Source organism: Tamilnaduibacter salinus, from assembly GCF_003096655.1.
Classification (GTDB): domain Bacteria; phylum Pseudomonadota; class Gammaproteobacteria; order Pseudomonadales; family Oleiphilaceae; genus Tamilnaduibacter; species Tamilnaduibacter salinus.
The window spans coordinates 288,658-309,981 of the sequence record NZ_QEKQ01000002.1 but is presented as its reverse complement, the minus strand read 5'-3'; the positions used below and the strand labels follow the sequence as shown (position 1 = coordinate 309,981).

Annotated in this window: 16 protein-coding genes and 2 pseudogenes; all 18 read left to right on the top strand. The window is 61.3% G+C overall.

The window, feature by feature from the left end:
• Positions 1-6 precede the first annotated feature (6 nt).
• A complete protein-coding gene (gene leuD / locus C8D92_RS04025) occupies positions 7-660 on the top strand; it encodes a 3-isopropylmalate dehydratase small subunit (RefSeq protein WP_116918472.1) in 654 nt (217 codons plus the stop codon).
• A 32-nt stretch (positions 661-692) separates the two neighbouring features.
• Positions 693-1,766 (top strand): 3-isopropylmalate dehydrogenase, encoded by a 1,074-nt coding sequence (gene leuB / locus C8D92_RS04020; protein ID WP_116918471.1) that lies wholly within the window; start codon positions 693-695, stop codon positions 1,764-1,766.
• 100 nt (positions 1,767-1,866) lie between these two features.
• Positions 1,867-2,982 carry an aspartate-semialdehyde dehydrogenase gene (gene asd, locus C8D92_RS04015; protein WP_116918619.1) on the top strand — a complete coding sequence of 372 codons (1,116 nt, stop codon included), beginning with the start codon at positions 1,867-1,869 and terminating at the stop codon, positions 2,980-2,982.
• 323 nt (positions 2,983-3,305) lie between these two features.
• The gene (locus C8D92_RS04010) at positions 3,306-6,614 is read left to right on the top strand and encodes a FimV/HubP family polar landmark protein (RefSeq protein WP_116918470.1); all 3,309 of its coding nucleotides are present in this window, start codon (positions 3,306-3,308) and stop codon (positions 6,612-6,614) included.
• Positions 6,615-6,708: 94 nt separating this feature from the next.
• Positions 6,709-7,557, top strand: a complete 849-nt coding sequence (gene truA / locus C8D92_RS04005) for a tRNA pseudouridine(38-40) synthase TruA (RefSeq protein WP_116918469.1) — start codon at positions 6,709-6,711, stop codon at positions 7,555-7,557.
• Between the two features lie 20 nt (positions 7,558-7,577).
• Positions 7,578-8,225 carry a phosphoribosylanthranilate isomerase gene (locus C8D92_RS04000; protein ID WP_116918468.1) on the top strand — a complete coding sequence of 216 codons (648 nt, stop codon included), beginning with the start codon at positions 7,578-7,580 and terminating at the stop codon, positions 8,223-8,225.
• Positions 8,203-9,411, top strand: coding sequence for a tryptophan synthase subunit beta (trpB, locus tag C8D92_RS03995; protein WP_423837067.1), 1,209 nt, complete (start codon positions 8,203-8,205; stop codon positions 9,409-9,411). Before C8D92_RS04000 ends, trpB begins: the two co-directional genes overlap by 23 nt.
• Before the next feature lie 21 nt (positions 9,412-9,432).
• Positions 9,433-10,248, top strand: coding sequence for a tryptophan synthase subunit alpha (gene trpA / locus C8D92_RS03990; RefSeq protein ID WP_095612288.1), 816 nt, complete (start codon positions 9,433-9,435; stop codon positions 10,246-10,248).
• A gap of 24 nt (positions 10,249-10,272) precedes the next feature.
• Positions 10,273-11,208, top strand: a complete 936-nt coding sequence (gene accD / locus C8D92_RS03985) for an acetyl-CoA carboxylase, carboxyltransferase subunit beta (protein WP_116918466.1) — start codon at positions 10,273-10,275, stop codon at positions 11,206-11,208.
• The gene (gene folC, locus C8D92_RS03980) at positions 11,198-12,457 is read left to right on the top strand and encodes a bifunctional tetrahydrofolate synthase/dihydrofolate synthase (RefSeq protein ID WP_243402348.1); all 1,260 of its coding nucleotides are present in this window, start codon (positions 11,198-11,200) and stop codon (positions 12,455-12,457) included. The genes accD and folC overlap by 11 nt, the downstream gene beginning before the upstream one ends.
• Before the next feature lie 124 nt (positions 12,458-12,581).
• Positions 12,582-13,232, top strand: coding sequence for an SPOR domain-containing protein (locus tag C8D92_RS03975; RefSeq protein ID WP_243402347.1), 651 nt, complete (start codon positions 12,582-12,584; stop codon positions 13,230-13,232).
• Positions 13,233-13,320: 88 nt separating this feature from the next.
• Positions 13,321-13,866, top strand: a complete 546-nt coding sequence (locus tag C8D92_RS03970; RefSeq protein ID WP_116918463.1) for a CvpA family protein — start codon at positions 13,321-13,323, stop codon at positions 13,864-13,866.
• Positions 13,867-13,922: 56 nt separating this feature from the next.
• Complete coding sequence (purF, locus tag C8D92_RS03965) at positions 13,923-15,446, top strand: amidophosphoribosyltransferase (RefSeq protein ID WP_116918462.1); 1,524 nt, start codon at positions 13,923-13,925, stop codon at positions 15,444-15,446.
• A gap of 39 nt (positions 15,447-15,485) precedes the next feature.
• Positions 15,486-16,709 (top strand): O-succinylhomoserine sulfhydrylase, encoded by a 1,224-nt coding sequence (locus C8D92_RS03960; protein ID WP_116918461.1) that lies wholly within the window; start codon positions 15,486-15,488, stop codon positions 16,707-16,709.
• 41 nt (positions 16,710-16,750) lie between these two features.
• Positions 16,751-17,281: pseudogene (locus C8D92_RS16015) on the top strand (DNA translocase FtsK 4TM domain-containing protein); the annotation flags it as partial.
• Between the two features lie 495 nt (positions 17,282-17,776).
• Positions 17,777-19,282, top strand: a pseudogene (locus tag C8D92_RS16010) (DNA translocase FtsK); the annotation flags it as partial.
• 11 nt (positions 19,283-19,293) lie between these two features.
• Positions 19,294-19,935, top strand: coding sequence for an outer membrane lipoprotein periplasmic chaperone LolA (lolA, locus tag C8D92_RS03950; RefSeq protein ID WP_116918459.1), 642 nt, complete (start codon positions 19,294-19,296; stop codon positions 19,933-19,935).
• A 1-nt stretch (position 19,936) separates the two neighbouring features.
• Positions 19,937-21,295 carry a replication-associated recombination protein A gene (locus C8D92_RS03945; RefSeq protein WP_116918458.1) on the top strand — a complete coding sequence of 453 codons (1,359 nt, stop codon included), beginning with the start codon at positions 19,937-19,939 and terminating at the stop codon, positions 21,293-21,295.
• Positions 21,296-21,324 lie beyond the last annotated feature (29 nt).

Genomic DNA, 21,324 nt, shown 5'->3' with positions numbered 1-21,324 from the left:
GACGACATGCGCGCATTCACACAGCACAAGGGCGTTGTCGCGCCCATGGACCGGTCCAATGTGGACACGGACATGATCATCCCGAAGCAGTTTCTCAAGTCGATCAAGCGGACCGGCTTTGGGCCGAACCTGTTTGATGAACTTCGGTACCTGGACGAGGGTAAGCCGGATCAGGACTGTTCTCAGCGACCGAAGAACCCCGATTTTGTCCTCAACCAACCGCGTTACGAAAATGCCAGCATTCTGCTGGCGCGGTCCAACTTCGGGTGTGGTTCCAGCCGGGAGCACGCGCCCTGGGCGCTGGAGGATTTCGGTTTCCGGGCCATCATTGCGCCGAGCTTTGCGGATATTTTCTATAATAACTGCTTTAAGAATGGCCTGTTACCCATTGTTCTTCCGGAAGAAACAGTGGAAAAACTGTTTCAGGCCACTTGGGCGGAAGACGGCTTTGAGCTTGCCGTGGATCTGGAGGCAAAAACCGTCACAACGCCGTCCGGCGAGGCGTATTCCTTCGAGGTGGATGATTTCCAGCGCCACTGTCTGCTCAACGGCCTTGATGACATCGGCGTGACGCTCGAGGACGCGGATCACATCAGGACGTATGAGGATCAACGGCGACGAACCGCCCCCTGGCTGTTCCGCGACCTGAGCGCCGGCTGATCTTCCCTAACTGGAAACAGGATTTCGATACCATGACAAAAACCGTACTCACACTGCCCGGTGATGGCATCGGGCCGGAAATCATTGCTGAAACCGAGCGTGTGCTCGAGCGGATCAACGAGCGCTTTGGTCTCGGGCTGCAGTTCGAGCAGGGGCAGGTGGGAGGCGCGGCCATCGACGCCACCGGTGAGCCGCTGCCGGGCGAAACGATGGAAAAGGCGCAGCGCGCCGATGCCATTCTGCTGGGTGCCGTCGGTGGCCCGAAATGGGATCATCTGGAGATGGCTCAGCGGCCCGAAAAAGGGCTTCTCGGGCTGCGTTCCGGACTGGAGCTGTTTGCGAATCTCCGTCCGGCGTTTCTGTACCCGCAGCTGGCCTCCGCGTCCTCGCTGAAACCCGAGGTCGTTTCCGGTCTCGACATACTGATTGTCCGGGAGCTGACGGGGGGCATTTACTTTGGCCAGCCCCGGGGCGTTCGCGAAACGGACGACGGAGAGCGCCAGGGTTACAACACCTATGTCTACAGCGAGTCGGAGATCCGCCGGATTGGTCGGGTGGCGTTCGAAGCGGCCCGGCAGCGTAATGGCCGGCTGTGCTCGATTGACAAGGCCAATGTGCTGGAAGTGACGCGCATGTGGCGCGACATCATGGAAGAGCTGTCGGCCGATTACCCCGACGTCACGCTGTCTCACATGTACGTGGATAATGCCGCCATGCAACTGGTTCGGGACCCGAAGCAGTTCGACGTGATCGTGACCGGCAATATGTTCGGTGATATTCTGTCCGACGAAGCGGCCATGCTGACAGGCTCCATTGGCATGTTGCCATCGGCGGCGTTGAACGCGGAAAAGCAGGGAATGTATGAGCCCTGCCACGGTTCAGCCCCGGACATTGCCGGTCAGGGCGCTGCGAACCCACTGGCAACCATTCTGTCTGCAGCGATGATGCTTCGATACAGCCTGGGTGCCGAAAAGGCTGCGGTTGCCATCGAATCCGCCGTCAGCAGTGTGCTGGACCAGGGGCTGCGTACGGCGGACATTGATTCAGAAGGCACTCAGCGGGTGACCACCCGTGAAATGGGTGACGCCGTTCTGGCGGCACTCTGAGATTGGCCGGTGACTTGACGCTTACCGGCACACCATTCATACCGGAGCCGCTCCCCATCGGGGACTGCGGCTCCCAGACAACAAGGGGTTCATGAATCGCATGAAGCGAGTTGGACTGATTGGCTGGCGTGGCATGGTGGGCTCTGTCCTCATGCAGCGCATGCGTGAAGAGAATGATTTTGCCGACATCGATCCGGTGTTTTTCTCCACTTCCCAGACGGGCAAGCCGGCGCCGGATGTGGGTAAATCCGATGTTCCGGCGCTGAAGGACGCGTTCGACCTGGATGCGCTGAAAGCGATGGATGTGATTGTGACCTGCCAGGGTGGCGATTATACGAGCAAGGTCTATCAACCGTTGCGCGACGCAGGCTGGGATGGATACTGGATTGACGCGGCGTCCACGCTGCGGATGGCGGACCATTCCATCATCGTGTTGGACCCGGTGAATCGTGATGTAATCGATGCTGGTCTCCGGGATGGCGTCAAGGATTTCGTCGGCGGTAACTGTACCGTCAGCCTGATGATGCTGGCGCTTGGTGGGCTGCTTGAGAAAGACCTGATCGAGTGGGTGTCTCCCATGACGTATCAGGCGGCGTCCGGTTCCGGTGCGCAGCATATGCGCGAGCTGATCAACCAGATGGGGCGGATCCGCGATGGGGCCGGTGAACTGATGGACGATCCGGCATCGGCCATCCTCGATATCGACCGTCAGGTCATCGACACCATGCGGTCAGAGGACTTCCCGTCGGACCAGTTCGGCGTGCCGTTGGCCGGCAGCCTGATTCCGTGGATCGACAAGCCCATGGAGAGCGGTCAGAGCAAGGAAGAGTGGAAAGCGCAAAGTGAGACCAACAAGATTCTGGGGCGCAGTGATCAGCCGATCCCGATCGACGGCATCTGTGTCCGGGTCGGCGCCATGCGCAGCCACAGTCAGGCCCTGACCATCAAGCTGAAAAAGGACCTGCCGGTCAGTGAGATCGAGTCCATCCTGGCGGAGGCCAACGATTGGGTAAAAGTGGTGCCCAATGAGAAGGAAGCCAGCATGGAAGAACTGAGCCCGACCCGTGTGACTGGCACCATGTCCGTGCCGATCGGGCGAATCCGCAAGCTGGCCATGGGGCCGGAATACATTTCCGCTTTCACCGTGGGCGATCAGCTCCTATGGGGGGCAGCGGAGCCGCTGCGCCGCATGCTGCAGATCCTGCAGGACGGGTAAGCTCCCGGAAATGCAAACTGTGTCGGATTTCTGGCACGAATATCAGGGGCGGTGGCTGAAAACGGTCACCGCCCCTGTTATTTTGTGCGCTTGGCAAACGCCACCAATCCTTAGGATGGTCGTTGCCAGACGAATGAAATAAGTATCTCGGGTAAATCTCGAAACAATAACGCTGAATAATTGATAAATCGGGGTTTATCATCAATACTTTTGCACACACTGGGGGTCTGCCGTCTGTTCCCCTTTCCGTGCAAAGGCAACGTCATTGGTCATCCGGTTCCTCGCACGCTGTTATCAAAAACGGAGACTGGTAAGGAAAAAGCATGAAGGTACGTAAACTCGCGGTTGCCCTGGCTCTGGTAGGGGGGCTCGGCTCCAATGTGGCGAATGCGCTGGGGCTGGGGGATGCGGAGCTTCAGTCCTACCTGAACGAACGGCTGGATGCACAGGTTGCCCTGCGTGAGGCCAATGGCGTCAGCGCTGATGAAGTGCTGGTTGATCTGGCACCGAATTCCGCATTTGAGCGGGTCGGTATTGAGCGCAGCTTTTTCCTTAACAGTCTCCAGTTCTCCGTTTCCACGGCGCCGGATGGTCAGCTCGTTATCGATATCACCAGTGACGAACCGGTTCGTGAGCCTTATCTCAATTTTCTGGTGGAAGTGACCTGGCCGAACGGTCGTCTGCTGCGGGAATATTCGTTGCTGATCGACCCGCCGACCTATGCAGAGGAATCGGGTGTCGACACGGAGGTCGCGCCAGCGCAGACCGCTCAGCCGACCGACGAACCCGCTGAGCGCAGCGCCGAATCCCGCCGGCGCGAGCGGGCAGCGCGTGATGAGGTTGATTCCGGCGATGACGTTGCCCGGACGACGCCCGCTGCGGGTCGGGACTATGGCCCGACCGATTCGTCTGACACCCTGTGGAGTATCGCTCAGCAGGTCCGTGCCGGAACCGGGTACACCACCCAGCAGACGATGTTGGCGCTTCAGGACCTCAATCCGGATGCCTTCATCGGCAACAATATCAATCGCCTCAAACAGGGGCAGGTGTTGCGGATTCCGACCCCGGAGCAGATCGGCCAGCGCTCACCCACTGAGGCCAGTCGTCAGGTCGTTGCCCAGAACGAGGCCCTTCAGCAGCCCGAGCCTGAGATTGATGCGACTGGCCAACAGGCTCAGGCGCCCAGTGACGCGCCCGGGGCCGGGGAAGCCGAGCTGAAGCTCATTGCAGGGGACGAAAGCGGGTCCGGGACCCAGCGCGAGGGGTCGGCGGCCGGTAGCGCCAGTGCGGCCGGCGGTAGTGCCGATGCCGGGGCCGGGGCGGTTGCTCAGGAGGAGTTGGATCGCCTGCGTCGGGACAATGAAGAGCTCAACTCCCGAATGGAAGATCTGGAGGAACAGGTCGATACCCTTCAGCGATTGCTTGAGCTGAAGAACAATCAGCTTGCCCGGATACAGCAGCAGGGCGGTGACGGTGATTCTCCGGCCGAAGATGCCACGATGGGCGATGCGGCGGAAACCGCCGTGCCTGATGAGGAACCAACGGCGGCTGACCAGGCGCAGGCCGGTCCGGAAGACGATCAGCCGATGATGGCCACGGACTCGGATGCGGACGCCGCGGGCGAGGAGCCCACCGGAACCGAGCCGGAGATAGCGGCCGGAGACGCGGCGGATGAAACGGCTCCGGCCTCCGACATGGATGCTCAGGAGACGGACGAGGTGGCCAGTGAGGGTGAGCCGGCCACAACCGAGACGGGCGAATCAGACAAGGCGCCGAGTGAGCAGGCCGACGCACCGGCTGTGGCGAGCGAGGCCACGGGGACAACCGGTGGTGATGGCGTGACCGAGGCCGACGGTGCCCCAGATTCCGGTGAGCCGGCTCAGCCGGCCACCACCGCTCAGGATGATGTGCAGCGCAGTACCGTCCAGGAGCTGATTTACCAGCTCAAGAACAACCCCGCCTATCAGATCGGTCTTGGTGGCGGCGTGGTTGCACTACTCGTCATTCTCGGCCTGGTGGCGCGCCGGAACGCGAATCGCGAAAAGGCGTTCTATGAGGAGCTGAATCGGGACGCCGATGCTGACGACGAGCCGCTCTCTCTTGGTGACGAAGACGAATCCGGTGAGGCTGGTGACGCCGAGGACGCGATCTCCGAGGCGGATGGCTACGCTTCATACGGCCAATATGATCAGGCCGCTGAAGTCCTTGAGAGTGCCATTTCCCGGGAGCCGAGCCGCACCGACCTGAGACTGAAGCTGCTCGCCATCTACGCGGACTCGGGCAACCGTGACGCGTTCGAGAAGCAGTTCAGCGAACTCCGGACGCTGGAGGAAGAGGAGGCGACCGAAGAAGCGCGAGCGCTTGAAGAACGGTTGCGTGATGCCGAGTCAATGCCAAGCATTGATGATCTGGAATCGCAGCTGAGATCGGATTCGCCCGCTGGTGGCGATAATGCGGCGGCTTCCGACGATGAGTTCGATTTCAGTGACACCTTCAGCAGCCTGGATACCGACCGGACGGCGTCTGATGAGCCATCGCCTTCTCAGGCGGAGGCATCGGAAAGTCATGTCGCCGACGAGCTTGATATTGATTCCCTGGATGTTGGCGAGCCCGAGATCGAGCGCGAGGAAGCGGAAGAAGCCGCAGACGACCCGGACTCGCCCATCGAGTACGACCTGTCCAGCCTGGACCTGGAAGGTGATGGCAGCGACGCCTCAGAGGCGCTGGAAGACGCAGGCGCCGCCCCGGAACCGAAAGACAGTGATGAACAGTCGGAGGACCTGTCGGTCGACTTCGAGTTGCCATCCGACGACGAAGCGGCGCCGGATGACGAGCAGGCCGGTGAGTCGGATTTAACGTCGCTGGAAGACGAACTGGGCGACCTGGAGCTTGATGAAAGCCTGCTGGAAGAAGGGGCGGAGGGTTCAGGTGAGGCCAGCGATGCCGTAGCGACGTCGACATCCGACGGTGGTACGGAAGAATCTCTGCTGGATGAGGAGCTGGACCTCTCAGGCGGTGATGATGGGGCGCCGGACGAGTCCTTCCTGGATGATTTGGACGCCGAGCTGGACAAAGTGGCCAGTGAAGAGGAGACGGGTGACAACGCCGGCTCCGATGATGCCTCGGCCGAAGATCTGGACGACCTGGAGCTGGATATTTCGGACGACGATCTGGCTGTTATGGAAGAAGTGACGGGGGGTGATTCGGCGGATGCAGTAACGCTCGGGGATGCCGATGAGGGTGAAGGCGCCGAGCCCTCTGAGGAACCCGTCGCCGGTGACGAAGCATCCGACGAAGAGGCTCTCGAAGAGCCGCAGACGCCGGATGGGGAGGATGAGATCCCGCTCGCGGAAGATACCGCTGACGACGTCCTCGACGAACCCGGCTCGGAGCAGGCACAGGTCGAGTCCGACGACAGGGAGGTCACGGATCTGTCCGGTGAGGATTTGGAAGACGATGAGTTCGATTTCCTGTCCGGCACCGACGAGGCGGCCACTAAGCTGGACCTTGCAAGAGCCTATGTCGAGATGGGCGATGCCGATGGCGCTCGTGAGATTCTTGAAGAGGTCTCGCTTGAGGGCAGCGACGAGCAGAAAGCCGAAGCACAGGATCTGCTTAAAAATCTCTCCTGATCGGGTAGAATGAAATCAACGCCGCCGACCGCCAGTTCTGGCGTCGGCGGTATTGTCGTTTATGGCCCACTGAATCCTGATAACGGAACCCGATTTGTCCTTCCCAGAACCACCGTCAGAAGCCCTCTCTGTCGGGCCGGGCCGTGTGGCCCTGATCGTTGAGTATGACGGGGCGGCCTATCATGGCTGGCAGATGCAGCAACCCGGCGTGCCGTCAGTCGAGGCGGAGGTCCGTGCGGCCGCCAGTCGTGTCGCGAATGAACCCGTTATTCCGGTATGCGCCGGTCGAACGGATGCCGGCGTCCATGCCTGCGCTCAGGTTGTGCACTTCGACACCCAGGCACGTCGCTCGCAACGATCCTGGGTCATGGGCATCAACACCAATCTGCCTTCCTCCGTGTCCGTGCGCTGGGCCGGGCCTGTGAGTCAGGATTTTCACGCTCGCCACTCCGCGACCGCTCGTCGCTATCGGTACGTGATCTACAGTCACCCGGTGCGGCCCGCGTTACTTCGCCATCAGGTGGCCTGGACGTTTCGGCCAATGGATGCGGCGGCCATGAATGACGCCGCACAGGTGCTCGTGGGTGAGCACGATTTCAGTACGTTCCGGGCAGCGGGCTGTCAGTCGCGGACCCCTTTCCGGAATATCCATGCGATTGCCGTGCGTCGGTCAGGACCTTTTGTCGAGCTGGATGTCACCGCCAATGCGTTTGTTCATCATATGGTCAGGAATCTTGCGGGATCGCTGATGGCGGTCGGGAGCGGTCACCGGCAGCCGGACTGGATTCATGAGATACTGGAAGCGCGGGACCGTCGCCAGGGAGGTATGACCGCACCGGCTCAGGGGCTCCACATGGTGGAGGTGACGTATCCGCCCGGATTCGGGCTGCCAGACCTGCCAGTTGGACCGGCGTTTCTGTCGCCAGTGGACAGACTATGTTGATCGCGGAATCGGGAGACCGCATGCCGTCAACACGCGTTAAAATCTGTGGTGTGACTCGCCCCGAGGATGCCCGGGCTGCCGCCAGGGCGGGAGCCGATGCCATCGGGTTGGTGTTTTATGAACCCAGCCCCCGTGCCGTCACACTCGAACAGGCCAGGGCGGTCGTGGCGGCCACGCCGGCGTTCGTGACCGTGACCGGACTATTCGTCAACCCGACGGAATCCGAGGTCCGCGAGACCCTGGCGTCGGTTCCCCTGGACCTGCTTCAGTTTCACGGTGACGAATCGCCGTCGTTCTGCGACCAATTCCGGCGGCGCTGGATGAAAGCCATCCGTATGCGTGACAGTACGGATCTGGGTTCAGCATTCCGGCAGTACGCCGGCGGATCCGGGATGCTTGTGGATGCGTATTCTCCGGAACGTTACGGCGGAACCGGCGAAACCTTTGACTGGTCCCTGATCCCGCCGGAACGCCCGATGCCGGTCATATTGGCCGGTGGTTTGACTTCTGCTAACGTGGCCGCCGCTATTGCGCGTGTGGCGCCCTGGGGCGTCGATGTCAGTGGTGGTGTGGAACGCGACAAGGGCATCAAGGACCCGAAACGGGTTGTTGATTTTATCAACGAGGTGAATCGTGTCGGTAAAACTGACAGAAGCAATGCTCAGTGAGCTCCCGGATCAGCGGGGACATTTTGGGGTCTATGGTGGCCGTTTTGTTTCCGAGACGCTGATGGACTCTCTGGCGCAGCTTGAGCAAGAGTATATGAAGCTGCGCAAGGATCCTGAATTCCTGGCGCGCTTTGATGAAGAGCTGAAGGACTACGTCGGGCGCCCGACGCCACTCTACCTGGCAGAGCGCCTGACGAGTGAGATCGGCGGAGCCAGAATCTGGCTCAAGCGTGAGGATCTGAACCACACGGGCGCCCACAAGATCAACAATACGATCGGACAGGCGTTGCTGGCGAGCTTTCTCGGCAAGAAGCGGATTATTGCCGAGACCGGCGCTGGGCAGCATGGCGTCGCTACCGCCACTGTCTGCGCGCGACTGGGGCTCGAGTGTCATGTGTTCATGGGTGCGGAAGACATCGAGCGGCAATCGGTCAATGTGTACCGGATGAAGCTGCTCGGCGCCGAGGTGCACTCGGTGACCAGCGGCACCCGAACGCTCAAGGACGCCATGAACGAGGCGATGCGCGACTGGGTCACGAATGTGGATGACACCTTCTATATTATCGGCACGGTTGCCGGTCCCCATCCCTATCCGCTGCTGGTACGGGATTTTCAGTCAGTGATTGGCCGTGAAACCCGCCGCCAGAGTCTGGAGAAGACCGGCCAGCTTCCCGATGCCGTCCTCGCCTGCGTGGGCGGCGGTTCCAACGCCATTGGCATGTTCTATCCATTCATCCTCGATGAGGACGTGCGCATGATCGGCGTGGAAGCCGGTGGTTACGGGATCGAGACCGGCCAGCATGCGGCGCCGCTCAGCGCCGGTCGTCCGGGGGTGCTGCACGGCAATCGTACCTACCTGATGGAAGATGAGAACGGCCAGATTGCCGGTACCCACTCGGTGAGCGCGGGACTGGACTATCCGGGTGTCGGCCCGGAGCACAGCTGGTTGAAGGACGTCGGTCGGGCCGAGTATGTCTCGGTCACCGATGAGGAAGCGCTGGCCGGGTTCCGGCGCCTGACGCGCACCGAGGGCGTCATGCCGGCGCTCGAAACGGCTCACGCTGTGGCGTACGCACTGAAGATGGCGGCCGGGATGAGTCCGGATCAGAATCTGGTCATCAACATATCCGGCCGTGGCGACAAGGACATCAATACCATGGCCCGAATCGACGGCATCGACGTCTGAACGCGCCAGTCAGGAGAACGAATGAGCCGAATCCAGCAACGACTGCAATCCCTTCGTGAACAGGGCCGTAAGGCCCTGATTCCCTTCATTACAGCGGGTGACCCCCACCCGGACAGTACCGTTGCCATCATGCACCGTCTGGTGGCTTCCGGTGCGGACATTCTGGAGCTTGGAGTGCCATTCTCGGACCCGATGGCCGATGGCCCTGTCATCCAGCAGGCCTGTGAGCGTGCGCTGGTCCATGGCACATCGCTGCGGCAGGTACTGGGTATGGTTGAGCAGTTCCGTGAGGACGATCCGGACACGCCGGTCGTGCTGATGGGATATCTCAATCCGATGGAAGCCATGGGCTACGAGACGTTTGCCGCCAGAGCCCGTGAGGCGGGAGTGGACGGCGTGCTGACCGTCGACTTGCCTCCAGAGGAGGCCGCCGACGTGGCGCCACTGTTCCGGAATGCGGGACTGGACGCTATTTTCCTTCTGGCACCCACGACCACCGATGATCGGGTCAGTGCGATTAGTGGCCACGGGTCCGGTTATATCTACTATGTTTCCTTCAAGGGAGTGACTGGCGCGGCTGGTCTCGATGTGGACGATGTGTCGAAGAACGTGGAGCGAATCCGCCGCCTGACGGACCTTCCCGTGGCCGTCGGGTTTGGTATCCGGGATGCCGACTCCGCCGCATCGGTCGGCCGGGTAGCCGATGGTGTTATTGTCGGCAGCGTGCTGGTGAATACAATTGCAGAGCATCAGACGGATCCTGACGCCCTCCACCGGGCGCTGGATGAACGACTGCGCCCGATGCGCGAGGCGCTGGACGCTCGGGCAAGTCAGTGACCGACAACCGGACGGGAAGCGACCATGAGTAACTGGCTGGATAAGATCATGCCGGGAAGCATCCGGTCGGATGCGAAGCAACGCAGCAGTGTGCCGGAAGGCCTCTGGAAAAAGTGCCCCAAGTGTGGCGGTTTCCTTTACAAGCCGGAGTTGGACAAGAATCTCGATGTGTGTCCCAAGTGCAGCCATCATCTTCGCATCAGCGCGCGGCATCGTCTTGAGCTGTTTCTTGACCCGGAAGGCCGGGAGGAAATCGCGGCGGAGCTTGAACCCTGGGACCGACTGAAGTTCAAGGACAGCAAGCGTTACAAGGAACGCCTGAGTCAGAACCAGAAGAACACCGGTGAGAAAGACGCCCTGATCGCCATGCGGGGGAAAACCCTCGATGTGCCGCTCGTGGCGTGCGCTTTCGAGTTCAGTTTCCTGGGCGGCTCCATGGGGCAGGTCGTTGGTGAGAAGTTCGTTCGCGCCGCCAATGTCGCTCTGGAAGAGCGTATTCCCCTGGTCTGTTTTTCGGCCAGTGGCGGAGCCCGCATGCAGGAAGCCATTCTGTCCCTGATGCAGATGGCCAAGACCGCCGCCGCTCTGGAACGTCTCCGGGAAGAGGGGATTCCGTTCATTTCCGTGTTGACCGACCCCGTTTTTGGGGGGGTGTCGGCCAGTCTCGCCATGCTGGGAGATCTTAACGTTGCCGAACCCTACGCCCTGATCGGGTTCGCTGGCCCGCGCGTCATTGAACAGACGGTGCGCGAAAAGCTGCCGGAGGGGTTTCAACGCAGTGAGTTTCTGCTGGAGCACGGCGCAGTGGACATGATCGTCTCCCGTCACGACATGCGTGCGACCATCGCCCGCCAACTGGCGAAGTTCACAGGAGCGGAGCCGCCTGTGATCGACGATGAGGAGGGTGAGCCCGCGGTCACCCCGGCCGAACCGGACGCCCAGGCTGAGAGTGACGAGTAACACTGGTGCCACGCTTGAGTCGTGGCTCGCGGCACTGGAGCACCGTCACCCGGTCGAGATCGAGCTTGGGCTTGATCGCGTCCTGCTGGTCCTCCGTCGCCTGTTCCCAAAGCCGCCCAGCGCGCGGATCATCACCGTCGCCGGCACGAACGGCAAGGGCAGCACCATTGCGGCGCTTGAGTCCATACTCCGTGATGCGGGTCAGACGGTCGCCGCCTACACCTCCCCCCATATCGAGCGGTACAACGAACGCATCCGTATCGACGGTCAGGAGCTGGACGATGCCCGGATTGTCCGCGCCTTTGAGCGGGTCGAGTCGGCGCGCGGTTCGGTCAGCCTGACGTACTTTGAGTTCGGGACACTGGCTGCGTTTGTGGCTTTCGAAGAAGCTGGCAGCCAGAACTGGCTGCTTGAAGTGGGTCTGGGCGGTCGATTGGACGCCGTCAACGCGCTCGATCCAAACATGGCGGTCATCACTTCCGTGGGGCTTGATCACACGGCCTGGCTTGGCAACGACCGTGAAACGATTGGTTATGAGAAGGCCGGTGTGCTCCGGGCCGGTGGCGTGGCGATCTGTGCGGAGCTGGAACCACCCCGGTCGGTGGTGAACCAGGCAAGGGCGCAGGGCGTCTCGTTGTACCGGCATGGCGAGGCCTATCGGATCGAGCGCGACGGCGAACGACTCGAAGTGATTGATGCGGACGGTGCCCGCCGGGTTGCTCTGCCTGATCGTGGTCTCCCCGAGCAGAGCCTGGCGGCGGCGGTACAGGCCACCTGGCTGATCGAGCCGGAAATCCGGGACGATTCGATCAGCGCCTCCCTGGCGCAAACGGTCGTTCCCGGCCGATTTGAAGTTCGTTCAGGCGCACCGGCGGTGATTCTTGACGTTGGGCACAATCCCGATGCCGCTCGCTGGCTGGCGGACCGGCTTCACCGCATGCCCTGTCGCGGCCGGCGCTACGCCATATATGCCGGGCTGGAAGACAAGGATTCCGGTGGTGTCATGGAAGCGCTGGCTAACGCCGTTGACGTGTGGTATCTGGCCTCACTTCGAGGTCCCCGGGCTCTCCCAGCCGCTGCGCTGGAAGCCCGGGGGCGAGGCCGGGTGTCAGCCCCAATGCATTGCTGCGATTCCGTTGGTGATGCGTTGAGCGCGGCTATGAAGGGCGCTTCCCCCGGTGACGAGGTGATCGTCTTCGGTTCCTTCTACACGGTAGCGGAAGCCAGAGCGTGGCTCGACCGACACTGATGAGGGTGCTTACGGGACCGTCACTTGGCGGGCGATCACCCGGAGGGTTAGTATCAGGATACACGGAGATGGGTAGAGGTCGAACGTTTTGGACGGACTGAAACAGCGAGTTGTCGGGGCTCTCGTGCTGATTTCCCTGGCGGTCATATTTGTGCCGATGCTGTTTGATGAACCCCGTCAGGAGCGGACGACCCAGGCCGTCGATATTCCGGAGGAGCCCGATTTTCCGGAAGTCTCTCAGCCTGGCGATTCATCGGACACCGCCAATACGACCTCTTCTGCCAAAGAGCCGCCGGATTTCAAACTGGAGGAGCGCCCGGCGAAAGAGGCGCTCCCCGAGACGCCGGAATCCGGTGATGACGGCGAACCGGCTTCCGGAGAACCGGCATCGGAGACGGTGGCGGCTTCTGAAAACGTCGCCGGCACTTCAGACACCGACTCAGTCGACTCTCCGGATTCGGAGGGTGGCGCTGCGGGACCGGAATCCAGCGCTCAGCAGGCATCTGCATCGGCCAGTGAATTCAGCGAGGTTCTCGAAGGGGGCTGGCTCGTCCAGCTCGGTAGTTTTGGCAACCGTGGTAACGCGACGGGCATGCGGGATCGCATCCGCGAAGCCGGATACGACGCCCATCTCCAGCAGATCGAGCGCGGGGGGACGACGCTGACCCGGGTCTTCTCCGGACCCTTTGCCAGTGAGGCCATGGCGAAGGAAGCGAAACAGTCGCTGGACGAGGCCTTTTCCGTCAACAGCCTGGTGATTCAGGGCGATCAGTGAGCCGGCGTGATGGCGCCGGCGTCTGCTTTAGTGTTGCTGGTGATCCTGCTAGAATCGCGTCCTTTCTCAGCATGCAGCCGAGTGCCTGATGGAAGCGCTGATCTGGATTGACTGGGTCATCATTGCGATCATTGCCGTCTCAACCGTGATCAGCCTGAAACGCGGGTTCGTCCGCGAGGCGCTATCATTGGTGACGTGGGTGGCTGCCTTCCTGATTGCGCGCACGTTCCATCCCCAGATGCAGACCCTCCTGCAGGGTACCGTGGAAACGCCTCTGGTACGGCTGGTGGCCGCATTTGCCATTCTGTTTTTTGGTACCCTGATTGTTGGCGCCGTCATCAATAACCTGATCGGTCACTTGGTCAGGGCGACCGGGCTGTCGCCGACGGATCGGGTGCTGGGCATGGGGTTCGGGCTGCTTCGTGGCCTTATCGTTGTGATCGTTGCGATCGCACTGACACGGTATACGCCGCTGTCCCAGGGGGCATGGTGGCAGCAGTCGATCATGATTGACCGGCTGGCGCTGGTCGAGTCCTGGTCCCGGCGAATGCTGGGAGATGAATTCGAGCGACTGCTGGGCCCGGAGCCGGGGCCGGAAACGGCGTCCGGTAAAACCGGCGAGCAGCAGACCTGAGTACACGCCCGATCCCCGCATCGGGCAGCAACAACTGCAGGAGAAACAGTCAATCAATGTGTGGCATTGTCGGTCTGGTCAGCACCTCGAACGTCAATCAGACGCTCTATGACGCGTTGACGGTTCTACAGCACCGGGGGCAGGACGCTGCCGGCATCGTGACATACGAAGACAACCGCTTTTTCCTGAGAAAGGACAATGGGCTGGTGCGGGATGTTTTCCGTACCCGCCACATGCAGGGGCTGGTCGGTAATGTGGGGATCGGGCATGTCCGTTACCCGACCGCGGGCAGCTCCAGCTCCGCCGAAGCGCAGCCTTTTTATGTGAACAGTCCCTACGGCATCACGCTCGCCCACAACGGCAACCTCACGAACGCGGACGAACTGAGCCGGGACCTTTTCCGGACGGATCTTCGCCACATCAATACGAACTCGGATTCTGAAGTCCTGCTGAATGTCTTTGCTCATGAACTGCAGGCGATCGGCAAACTGAACCCGACCCGGGATGATGTGTTCGCGGCGGTTCGTGCTGTCCATAAGCGGTGCCGGGGCGCCTATGCCGTGATCGCAATGATCACCGGCTACGGCGTGATTGGTTTCCGTGATCCCAATGGTATCCGACCGGCCTGTTATGGCGTCCGCGAGACGGACGAGGGCACCGAATACATGATCGCGTCGGAGAGTGTGGCGCTGAACGCTGGCGGCTTTGAACTGGTCCGGGACATCGCGCCGGGTGAGGCGATCTATATCGAAACCGATGGCACGCTGCACACCGAACAGTGTGCGGACGATCCGCGTCTGTACCCGTGTCTTTTCGAGCATGTGTACTTCGCACGGCCGGATACCATCCTCGATCAGGTGTCCGTATACAAGGCCCGCCTGCGGATGGGGGAAACGCTGGCCGACAAGGTGCAGCGTGAGCGCCCCGATCATGACATCGATGTGGTCATGCCGATTCCCGATACCAGCCGCACCTCGGCGATGCAGATGGCCCATTGTCTGGGTGTGAAGTTCCGGGAAGGGTTCATCAAGAACCGCTATATTGGCCGGACCTTCATCATGCCGGGCCAGACCATGCGCAAGAAGTCGGTCCGTCAGAAGCTCAATCCGATTGATCTCGAGTTCCGCGACAAGAACGTGATGCTCGTGGATGACTCCATCGTTCGCGGAACGACCTGTGACGAAATCGTCGAAATGGCCCGTGATGCCGGTGCGAAAAAGGTGTATTTTGCGTCGGCCGCACCGCCGGTCCGTTATCCGAACGTGTACGGCATTGATATGCCGGCGGCCAGCGAATTGATTGCGCATGGGCGGACCATTGAAGAAATTCAGGAACTGATCGGCGCGGACTGGTTGCTCTATCAGGATCTGGACGATCTCATTCAGTGTGTCAGCGATGTGAATCCGGACATCGATGGGTGGGAAACATCAGTATTCAATGGTCAGTACATCACCGGCGATGTCCATTCGGACTATCTGACGGCACTGGAGCGCGAACGCAGTGACGACAACAAGGAACGCCGCGAGAGTCGCCATACGCTCGAAGACAGCGATGTCATCGACCTGCACAATGATGACTGAGGGCACCATAGCCATGTGTCCGGTGAGAGAGAGACAGCCATGAGCCGCATTCGATACCAGCAAACGACGATTCCGGAGTCCGACATGCAGGGCGCGTCCATCGAAACGCTGGCGCTTCGTGCGGGGCAGAACCGAACGCCGGAACTCGAACACAGCGACGCCATTTATCCAACGTCCAGCTTCATCTATGGCAGTGCCGCCCAGGCGGCTGCCCGCTTTGCCGGTGACGAGCCGGGGAACATCTACTCCCGGTTCACTAACCCGACGGTACAAAGCTTCGAACGACGGATCGCGGCGATGGAAGGTGGCGAACGGGCGGTCGCTACTTCCTCCGGTATGTCCGCGATCCTTGCCACATGCATGGCGCTGCTCCAGAGCGGGGACCATGTGGTGTGTTCCCGTGGTGTTTTCGGTACCACGAACGTGCTTCTCCAGAAATACCTGGGACGTTTCGGGGTCAGCACCACCTTCGTTCGACTGACCGACGAGGCGGAATGGCAAGCTGCCATCCGACCTGAAACGAAGATGCTGTTTCTCGAAACGCCCTCCAATCCGCTGTGCGAAGTGGCGGACATGGCGTTCATCTCGGACCTTGCCCGGCAGCAGGGAGCGTGGTTCGTTGTGGATAACTGCTTTTGCACACCAATCCTGCAACGCCCGCTGGAGCACGGCGCGGATATCATCATCCATTCGGCCACCAAGTATCTGGATGGGCAGGGGCGTTGCGTCGGCGGCTGCGTGGTTGGTGACGACAAGACCATGGAAGAGGTCTACGGCTTCCTGCGCTCGGCCGGGCCGACCATGAGTCCGTTCAATGCCTGGGTGTTCCTCAAGGGGCTGGAAACGTTACCAATTCGTATGCGCGCTCACTGCGAAAATGCGTTAGCGTTGGCCGAGTGGCTGGAGCAGCGTCCTGAGGTCGAGGAAGTGTTCTACGCCGGGCTCCCGTCACACCCACAACATGCGTTGGCGGCCCGACAGCAGTCCGGGTTTGGCGGTATCGTGTCTTTCCGGGTGAAAGGCGGTCGTGATGAAGCCTGGCAATTGGTGGACGCAACACGGATGATTTCGATCACGGCGAACTTGGGCGACGTCAAAACCACCGTCACCCACCCGGCGACCACAACGCACGGGAGGCTGTCGCCGGAGGATAAGGAAGCGGCCGGGATTACCGAGAATCTGGTGCGCCTGTCCGTCGGGCTCGAGTCGCTGGACGACCTCAAGACGGACCTCGCACGAGGACTGGACCAGCTCAGCACCTGACGACCCGGTTCCCGGGCGGAACCATCGAAGCACGGAGATCCATGTCGGAAGAAAACAGTGCCCAGGCCCAGTCCGGGCTGACTGAAAAACAGCGGCGATTCCGCCGGTTGCTGGCCCAGGGGGGTCGGGAAGGAGCGGTCATTGCGCTGATCGCGCTGTGCCTTTATCTGACGATGGCGCTGGTGTCTTTCAATCCGGCCGATCCGGGCTGGTCCAGTATCGGCCATGACCTCAATGTCACCAACTATGCCGGTCGGACCGGAGCCTGGATTGCCAGCCTGTTGATGGACTTCTTTGGCAAGGTCGCCTTCCTGTTCCCAGCACTGGTAGCGGTTCAGGTGATCCATCTCATTCGCCAGCGCCGTGATGCCGGCGGCTTCCACGCGCCATTGGCGGCCCTGAGGCTGGGCGGCTTTGTCCTGATTCTTCTGAGCGGAACCAGTCTGCTGTCTCTGTATGCCGTGATGGGCCTGGACGCCGATGCCGGCGGTGTTCTGGGGCGGGAAGTGTCCGATGCCATGGTGTCGGCCTTTAATCTGCCTGCGGCGACCCTGTTGCTGGTCGCGATTTTTCTGTTCGCACTGACCGTGTTCACGGGCCTGTCCTGGTTTCGTGTGATGGACACCCTGGGGGCCTGGACCCTCCGGTTTCTCGCGTGGCTGAAAGACGCCGTGCGCCCCAAACCGAAGGAGGTGTCGGATGCCAATCAGGAGACCCCAGCGCGGCAGGAACCGCCCATTGTGAACGACCGGGTGGTGCCAGCGCCGCCGAAGAAAGGTCGTTGGTCGCCGTTGGGCTGGTTCCGTCGCCGGGTGAGAATCCGAAAAGCTCGTGTTGAGCCGCAACTGGAAGGCGCAACGACAGAGAGCGCTGAGCCCGCTCGACTGGCTGAAGGCATCAGTGCAGAGCCGGATGCCGATGCCCCCGGGCAGTCTGAAAAAGACCTGCGAATCACGCCGTACTCCCGTGACGACGCGGAGCCGGCGCCGACCGAAGCGCCCAGAAAGAAGAAAGCGAAAAAACCGGCTGCCCGGAAAAAACAGCCGTCGCTCTTCGATAATGTGGACAGCCCGCTGCCGTCCCTCGATCTTCTCGACCCCCCGGACCCGGATCAGAAGCCGGGGTATTCCAAGGAGTCGCTCCAGTACATGTCGGAATTGCTGGAGGAAAAGCTTGGCGATTTCGGTGTGAAAGTCGAGGTCGTCGAGGTGAACCCCGGCCCGGTGATCACCCGGTTTGAAATCAAGCCGGCCCCAGGAGTGAAAGTCAGTCGAATCACGAACCTGGCGAAGGACCTGGCCCGTTCACTGGCCGTGATCAGTGTGCGGGTGGTGGAGGTGATTCCCGGAAAATCGGTGGTGGGGATTGAGATTCCCAACGAGCAGCGTGAAATGGTTCGCCTCAAGGAGGTGCTGTCGTCCGACGCCTGGATTGGCTCGAAATCGTCACTGACGATGGCGTTGGGGAATGACATCGGCGGTAACCCCATGGTGGCGAACCTGTCCAAGATGCCCCACCTGCTGGTTGCGGGCACAACCGGCTCCGGCAAGTCCGTGGGCGTCAACGCGATGATCCTGAGCATTCTGCTCAAGTCCACCCCGGAAGAGGTCCGCTTCATCATGGTGGACCCGAAAATGCTTGAGCTGAATATCTACGACGGCATACCCCACCTGCTGGCGCCGGTCGTGACGGACATGAAGGAGGCTGCGAACGGACTTCGCTGGTGTGTGGCGGAGATGGAGCGGCGTTACAAGCTGATGGCCGCGCTCGGCGTGCGGAACCTGGCCGGCTTCAATCGCAAGGTCCGTGACGCCGCCGCGGCCGGCGAGCCCATAGGCGACCCGCTTTGGAAACCGGAAGAGAGCCTGGAAGGGACCGAAGACGCACGCCCCGAACTGGAAGCCCTGCCACACATCGTGGTTGTGATTGATGAGTTCGCCGACATGATGATGATTGTCGGCAAGAAGGTCGAAGAACTGATTGCACGGATCGCGCAAAAGGCGAGGGCGGCGGGCATCCACCTGATCCTGGCGACCCAGCGGCCGTCGGTGGATGTGATCACCGGGCTGATCAAGGCGAACATCCCGACCCGGATCTCGTTCTCGGTCCAGTCCAAGGTCGACTCACGGACGGTGCTGGATCAGGGCGGAGCGGAGCAGTTGCTCGGCCATGGCGACATGCTTTACCTGCCACCCGGCTCGGGTCACCCAGTACGGGTGCATGGCGCTTTCGTGGACGACGACGAGGTGCATCGGATTGTCGAGGCCTGGAAACAGCGGGGCGAACCGATCTACGAGGACAACGTCCTCTCAGGCGCCGAGGGAGAGAGTCTGCCGGGCGTACCGACCCTGTCCGACGATGGCGACAATGAGCAGGATGCCCTGTTCGATGAGGCGGTGTACTTCGTCACCGAGGGGCGCCGCGTCTCGATCTCCTCCGTTCAGCGGAAGTTCAAGATTGGTTACAACCGGGCTGCGAACCTGGTGGACGCCATGGAAGCGGCGGGCGTTGTGAGCGCTGCCGGGCATAACGGGGCCCGCGAGGTGCTGGCGCCGCCACCCCCCAAAGACTAGGAGAGTTGTGAATGACGTTGATAGGGCGAGTCCTGCTCGGGCTCCTGCTGGCCTTACCGCTTGCTGCGGCTGAGTCTGACGGAAGCCATGACGATGCCAGTGCGTTGGCGGATCGTTTGTCCGATTACCGGTCGTTCGAGGCCGATTTTCGTCAGGTGGTGGTGGATGGCTCCGGCTCGACCGTTCAGGAAACGAGCGGCAGGGTGCGCGCGAAGCGTCCGGGGCTTTTCTTCTGGAAAAGCGATCCGCCCATGAATCAGACGATCGTGGCGGATGGTGAAACGGTGACGGTCTACGACCCGGACCTCAAGCAGGTGACGATCCGCGACATGACACAGCGCGTCAGCAAGACGCCGGCGTTGTTGCTGAGTGGGGAAGTGGGCAGTCTCTCGGAGAACTACCGGGTATCGCGGGTCGGGACCGACAATGCCGCGACGGTGTTTAAACTGGTCCCGCGCAGTCAGGATGCTCTGTTTCTGTCGCTGCGCCTGCATTTCCGGGATGGCGTGGTCCGTGAGATGCGTCTGACCGACTCCCTGGAGCAGCGAACGATCATCGCCTTTGAGAACGTCCTGCTGAATGATCCGATCAGTGACGGTGTTTTCGAACTCGACTACCCGGACTCGGTGGACGTGATCCGGGACACCCGCTGACATGCAGCCCGGGCTGTTCACCGACACCGCGGGCTTTGAGCCGCTCGCGGCCCGCATGCGACCCAGAACGCTCACTGACTATGCCGGTCAGTCGCATCTGGTGGGGCCGGGCAAGCCGCTTCGCCGGGCGGTGGAGGAAGGCCACCTCCACTCGATGATTCTGTGGGGGCCGCCCGGGGTCGGGAAAACCACTTTTGCCCGTCTGCTGGCCGAGTGTACGGATGTGACGTTTGAGAGCCTGTCGGCGGTCCTCTCCGGCGTCAAAGACATCCGCGATGCGGTGGAGCGGGCCCGCCATAGGCGTGAGACGGAAGGGCGGGACACGCTGCTGTTCGTCGACGAGGTTCATCGGTTCAACAAGAGCCAGCAGGATGCCTTTCTGCCGCACATTGAGGCGGGTACGGTGATTTTTGTGGGTGCCACTACCGAAAATCCCTCCTTCGAACTCAACAGCGCGCTGCTCTCCCGAACCCGCGTCTATGTTCTCAAGACCCTCGACGAGGACGATCTGGTGGCACTGCTCAGACGTGCCATCGAACAGCCGGAAGGCCTGGACGGGCGCGTCACGGCCAGCGATGACCTGCTGAAAACCATTGCCGCCGCGGCGGATGGGGATGCCCGGCGCGCGCTGAATATCGTGGAGGTTGCCTCCGATCTGGCGGAGCCGGAGTCCGACGGTTCGCCCCGTATCACAGGCGACGTGCTTGAGCAGGTCATGCAGTCGAGTCTGCGCCGCTTTGATAAGGGCGGTGATGTTTTCTACGACCAGATTTCGGCGCTCCACAAGTCCGTACGTGGCTCGGACCCGGACGGAGCCCTGTACTGGATGTGCAGGATGCTCGATGGCGGGTGCGATCCGGTATACGTGGCACGGCGGCTGGTGAGAATTGCCAGTGAGGACATTGGCAATGCCGACCCCCGGGCACTAAGGATCAGTCTTGATGCCTGGGACACCCAGGAGCGACTTGGATCGCCGGAAGGGGAGCTGGCGTTGGCACAGGCAAGCACCTACCTGGCCCTGGCTCCCAAAAGCAACGCCGTCTACAACGCCTACAACCGGTGTGTGGCGGACATCCGGAAACAGCCGGACTACGAGGTCCCGATCCACCTGCGTAATGCGCCAACCAAGCTGCTTGAATCCATGGGCCACGGCGATGAATACCGGTACGCCCATGATGAGCCGGATGCCTTTGCAGCCGGAGAAGTCTATTTACCGCCGCAACTCGCTGACGTACGCTATTACCATCCCGTTGAGCGCGGTCTGGAAATCAAACTTTCCGAGAAGCGACAACGTCTGGATGCCCGCAATGAGGCGAGCCCCCGCAAACGCTACCGGGATTCCTCCGGCTCAGGCGCCTGAATCGGGAGGCCGATTCTGATCCATAGCCT

Bases quoted from the DNA above. Each gene is read 5' to 3' on its own strand.
- leuD (WP_116918472.1), top strand. From the start codon at position 7: ATGCGCGCATTCACACAGCACAAGGGCGTTGTCGCGCCCATGGACCGG.
- leuB (WP_116918471.1), top strand. From the start codon at position 693: ATGACAAAAACCGTACTCACACTGCCCGGTGATGGCATCGGGCCGGAA.
- asd (WP_116918619.1), top strand. From the start codon at position 1,867: ATGAAGCGAGTTGGACTGATTGGCTGGCGTGGCATGGTGGGCTCTGTC.
- C8D92_RS04010 (WP_116918470.1), top strand. From the start codon at position 3,306: ATGAAGGTACGTAAACTCGCGGTTGCCCTGGCTCTGGTAGGGGGGCTC.
- C8D92_RS04000 (WP_116918468.1), top strand. From the start codon at position 7,578: ATGCCGTCAACACGCGTTAAAATCTGTGGTGTGACTCGCCCCGAGGAT.
- trpA (WP_095612288.1), top strand. From the start codon at position 9,433: ATGAGCCGAATCCAGCAACGACTGCAATCCCTTCGTGAACAGGGCCGT.
- accD (WP_116918466.1), top strand. From the start codon at position 10,273: ATGAGTAACTGGCTGGATAAGATCATGCCGGGAAGCATCCGGTCGGAT.
- C8D92_RS03970 (WP_116918463.1), top strand. From the start codon at position 13,321: ATGGAAGCGCTGATCTGGATTGACTGGGTCATCATTGCGATCATTGCC.
- purF (WP_116918462.1), top strand. From the start codon at position 13,923: ATGTGTGGCATTGTCGGTCTGGTCAGCACCTCGAACGTCAATCAGACG.
- C8D92_RS03960 (WP_116918461.1), top strand. From the start codon at position 15,486: ATGAGCCGCATTCGATACCAGCAAACGACGATTCCGGAGTCCGACATG.
- lolA (WP_116918459.1), top strand. From the start codon at position 19,294: ATGACGTTGATAGGGCGAGTCCTGCTCGGGCTCCTGCTGGCCTTACCG.
- C8D92_RS03945 (WP_116918458.1), top strand. From the start codon at position 19,937: ATGCAGCCCGGGCTGTTCACCGACACCGCGGGCTTTGAGCCGCTCGCG.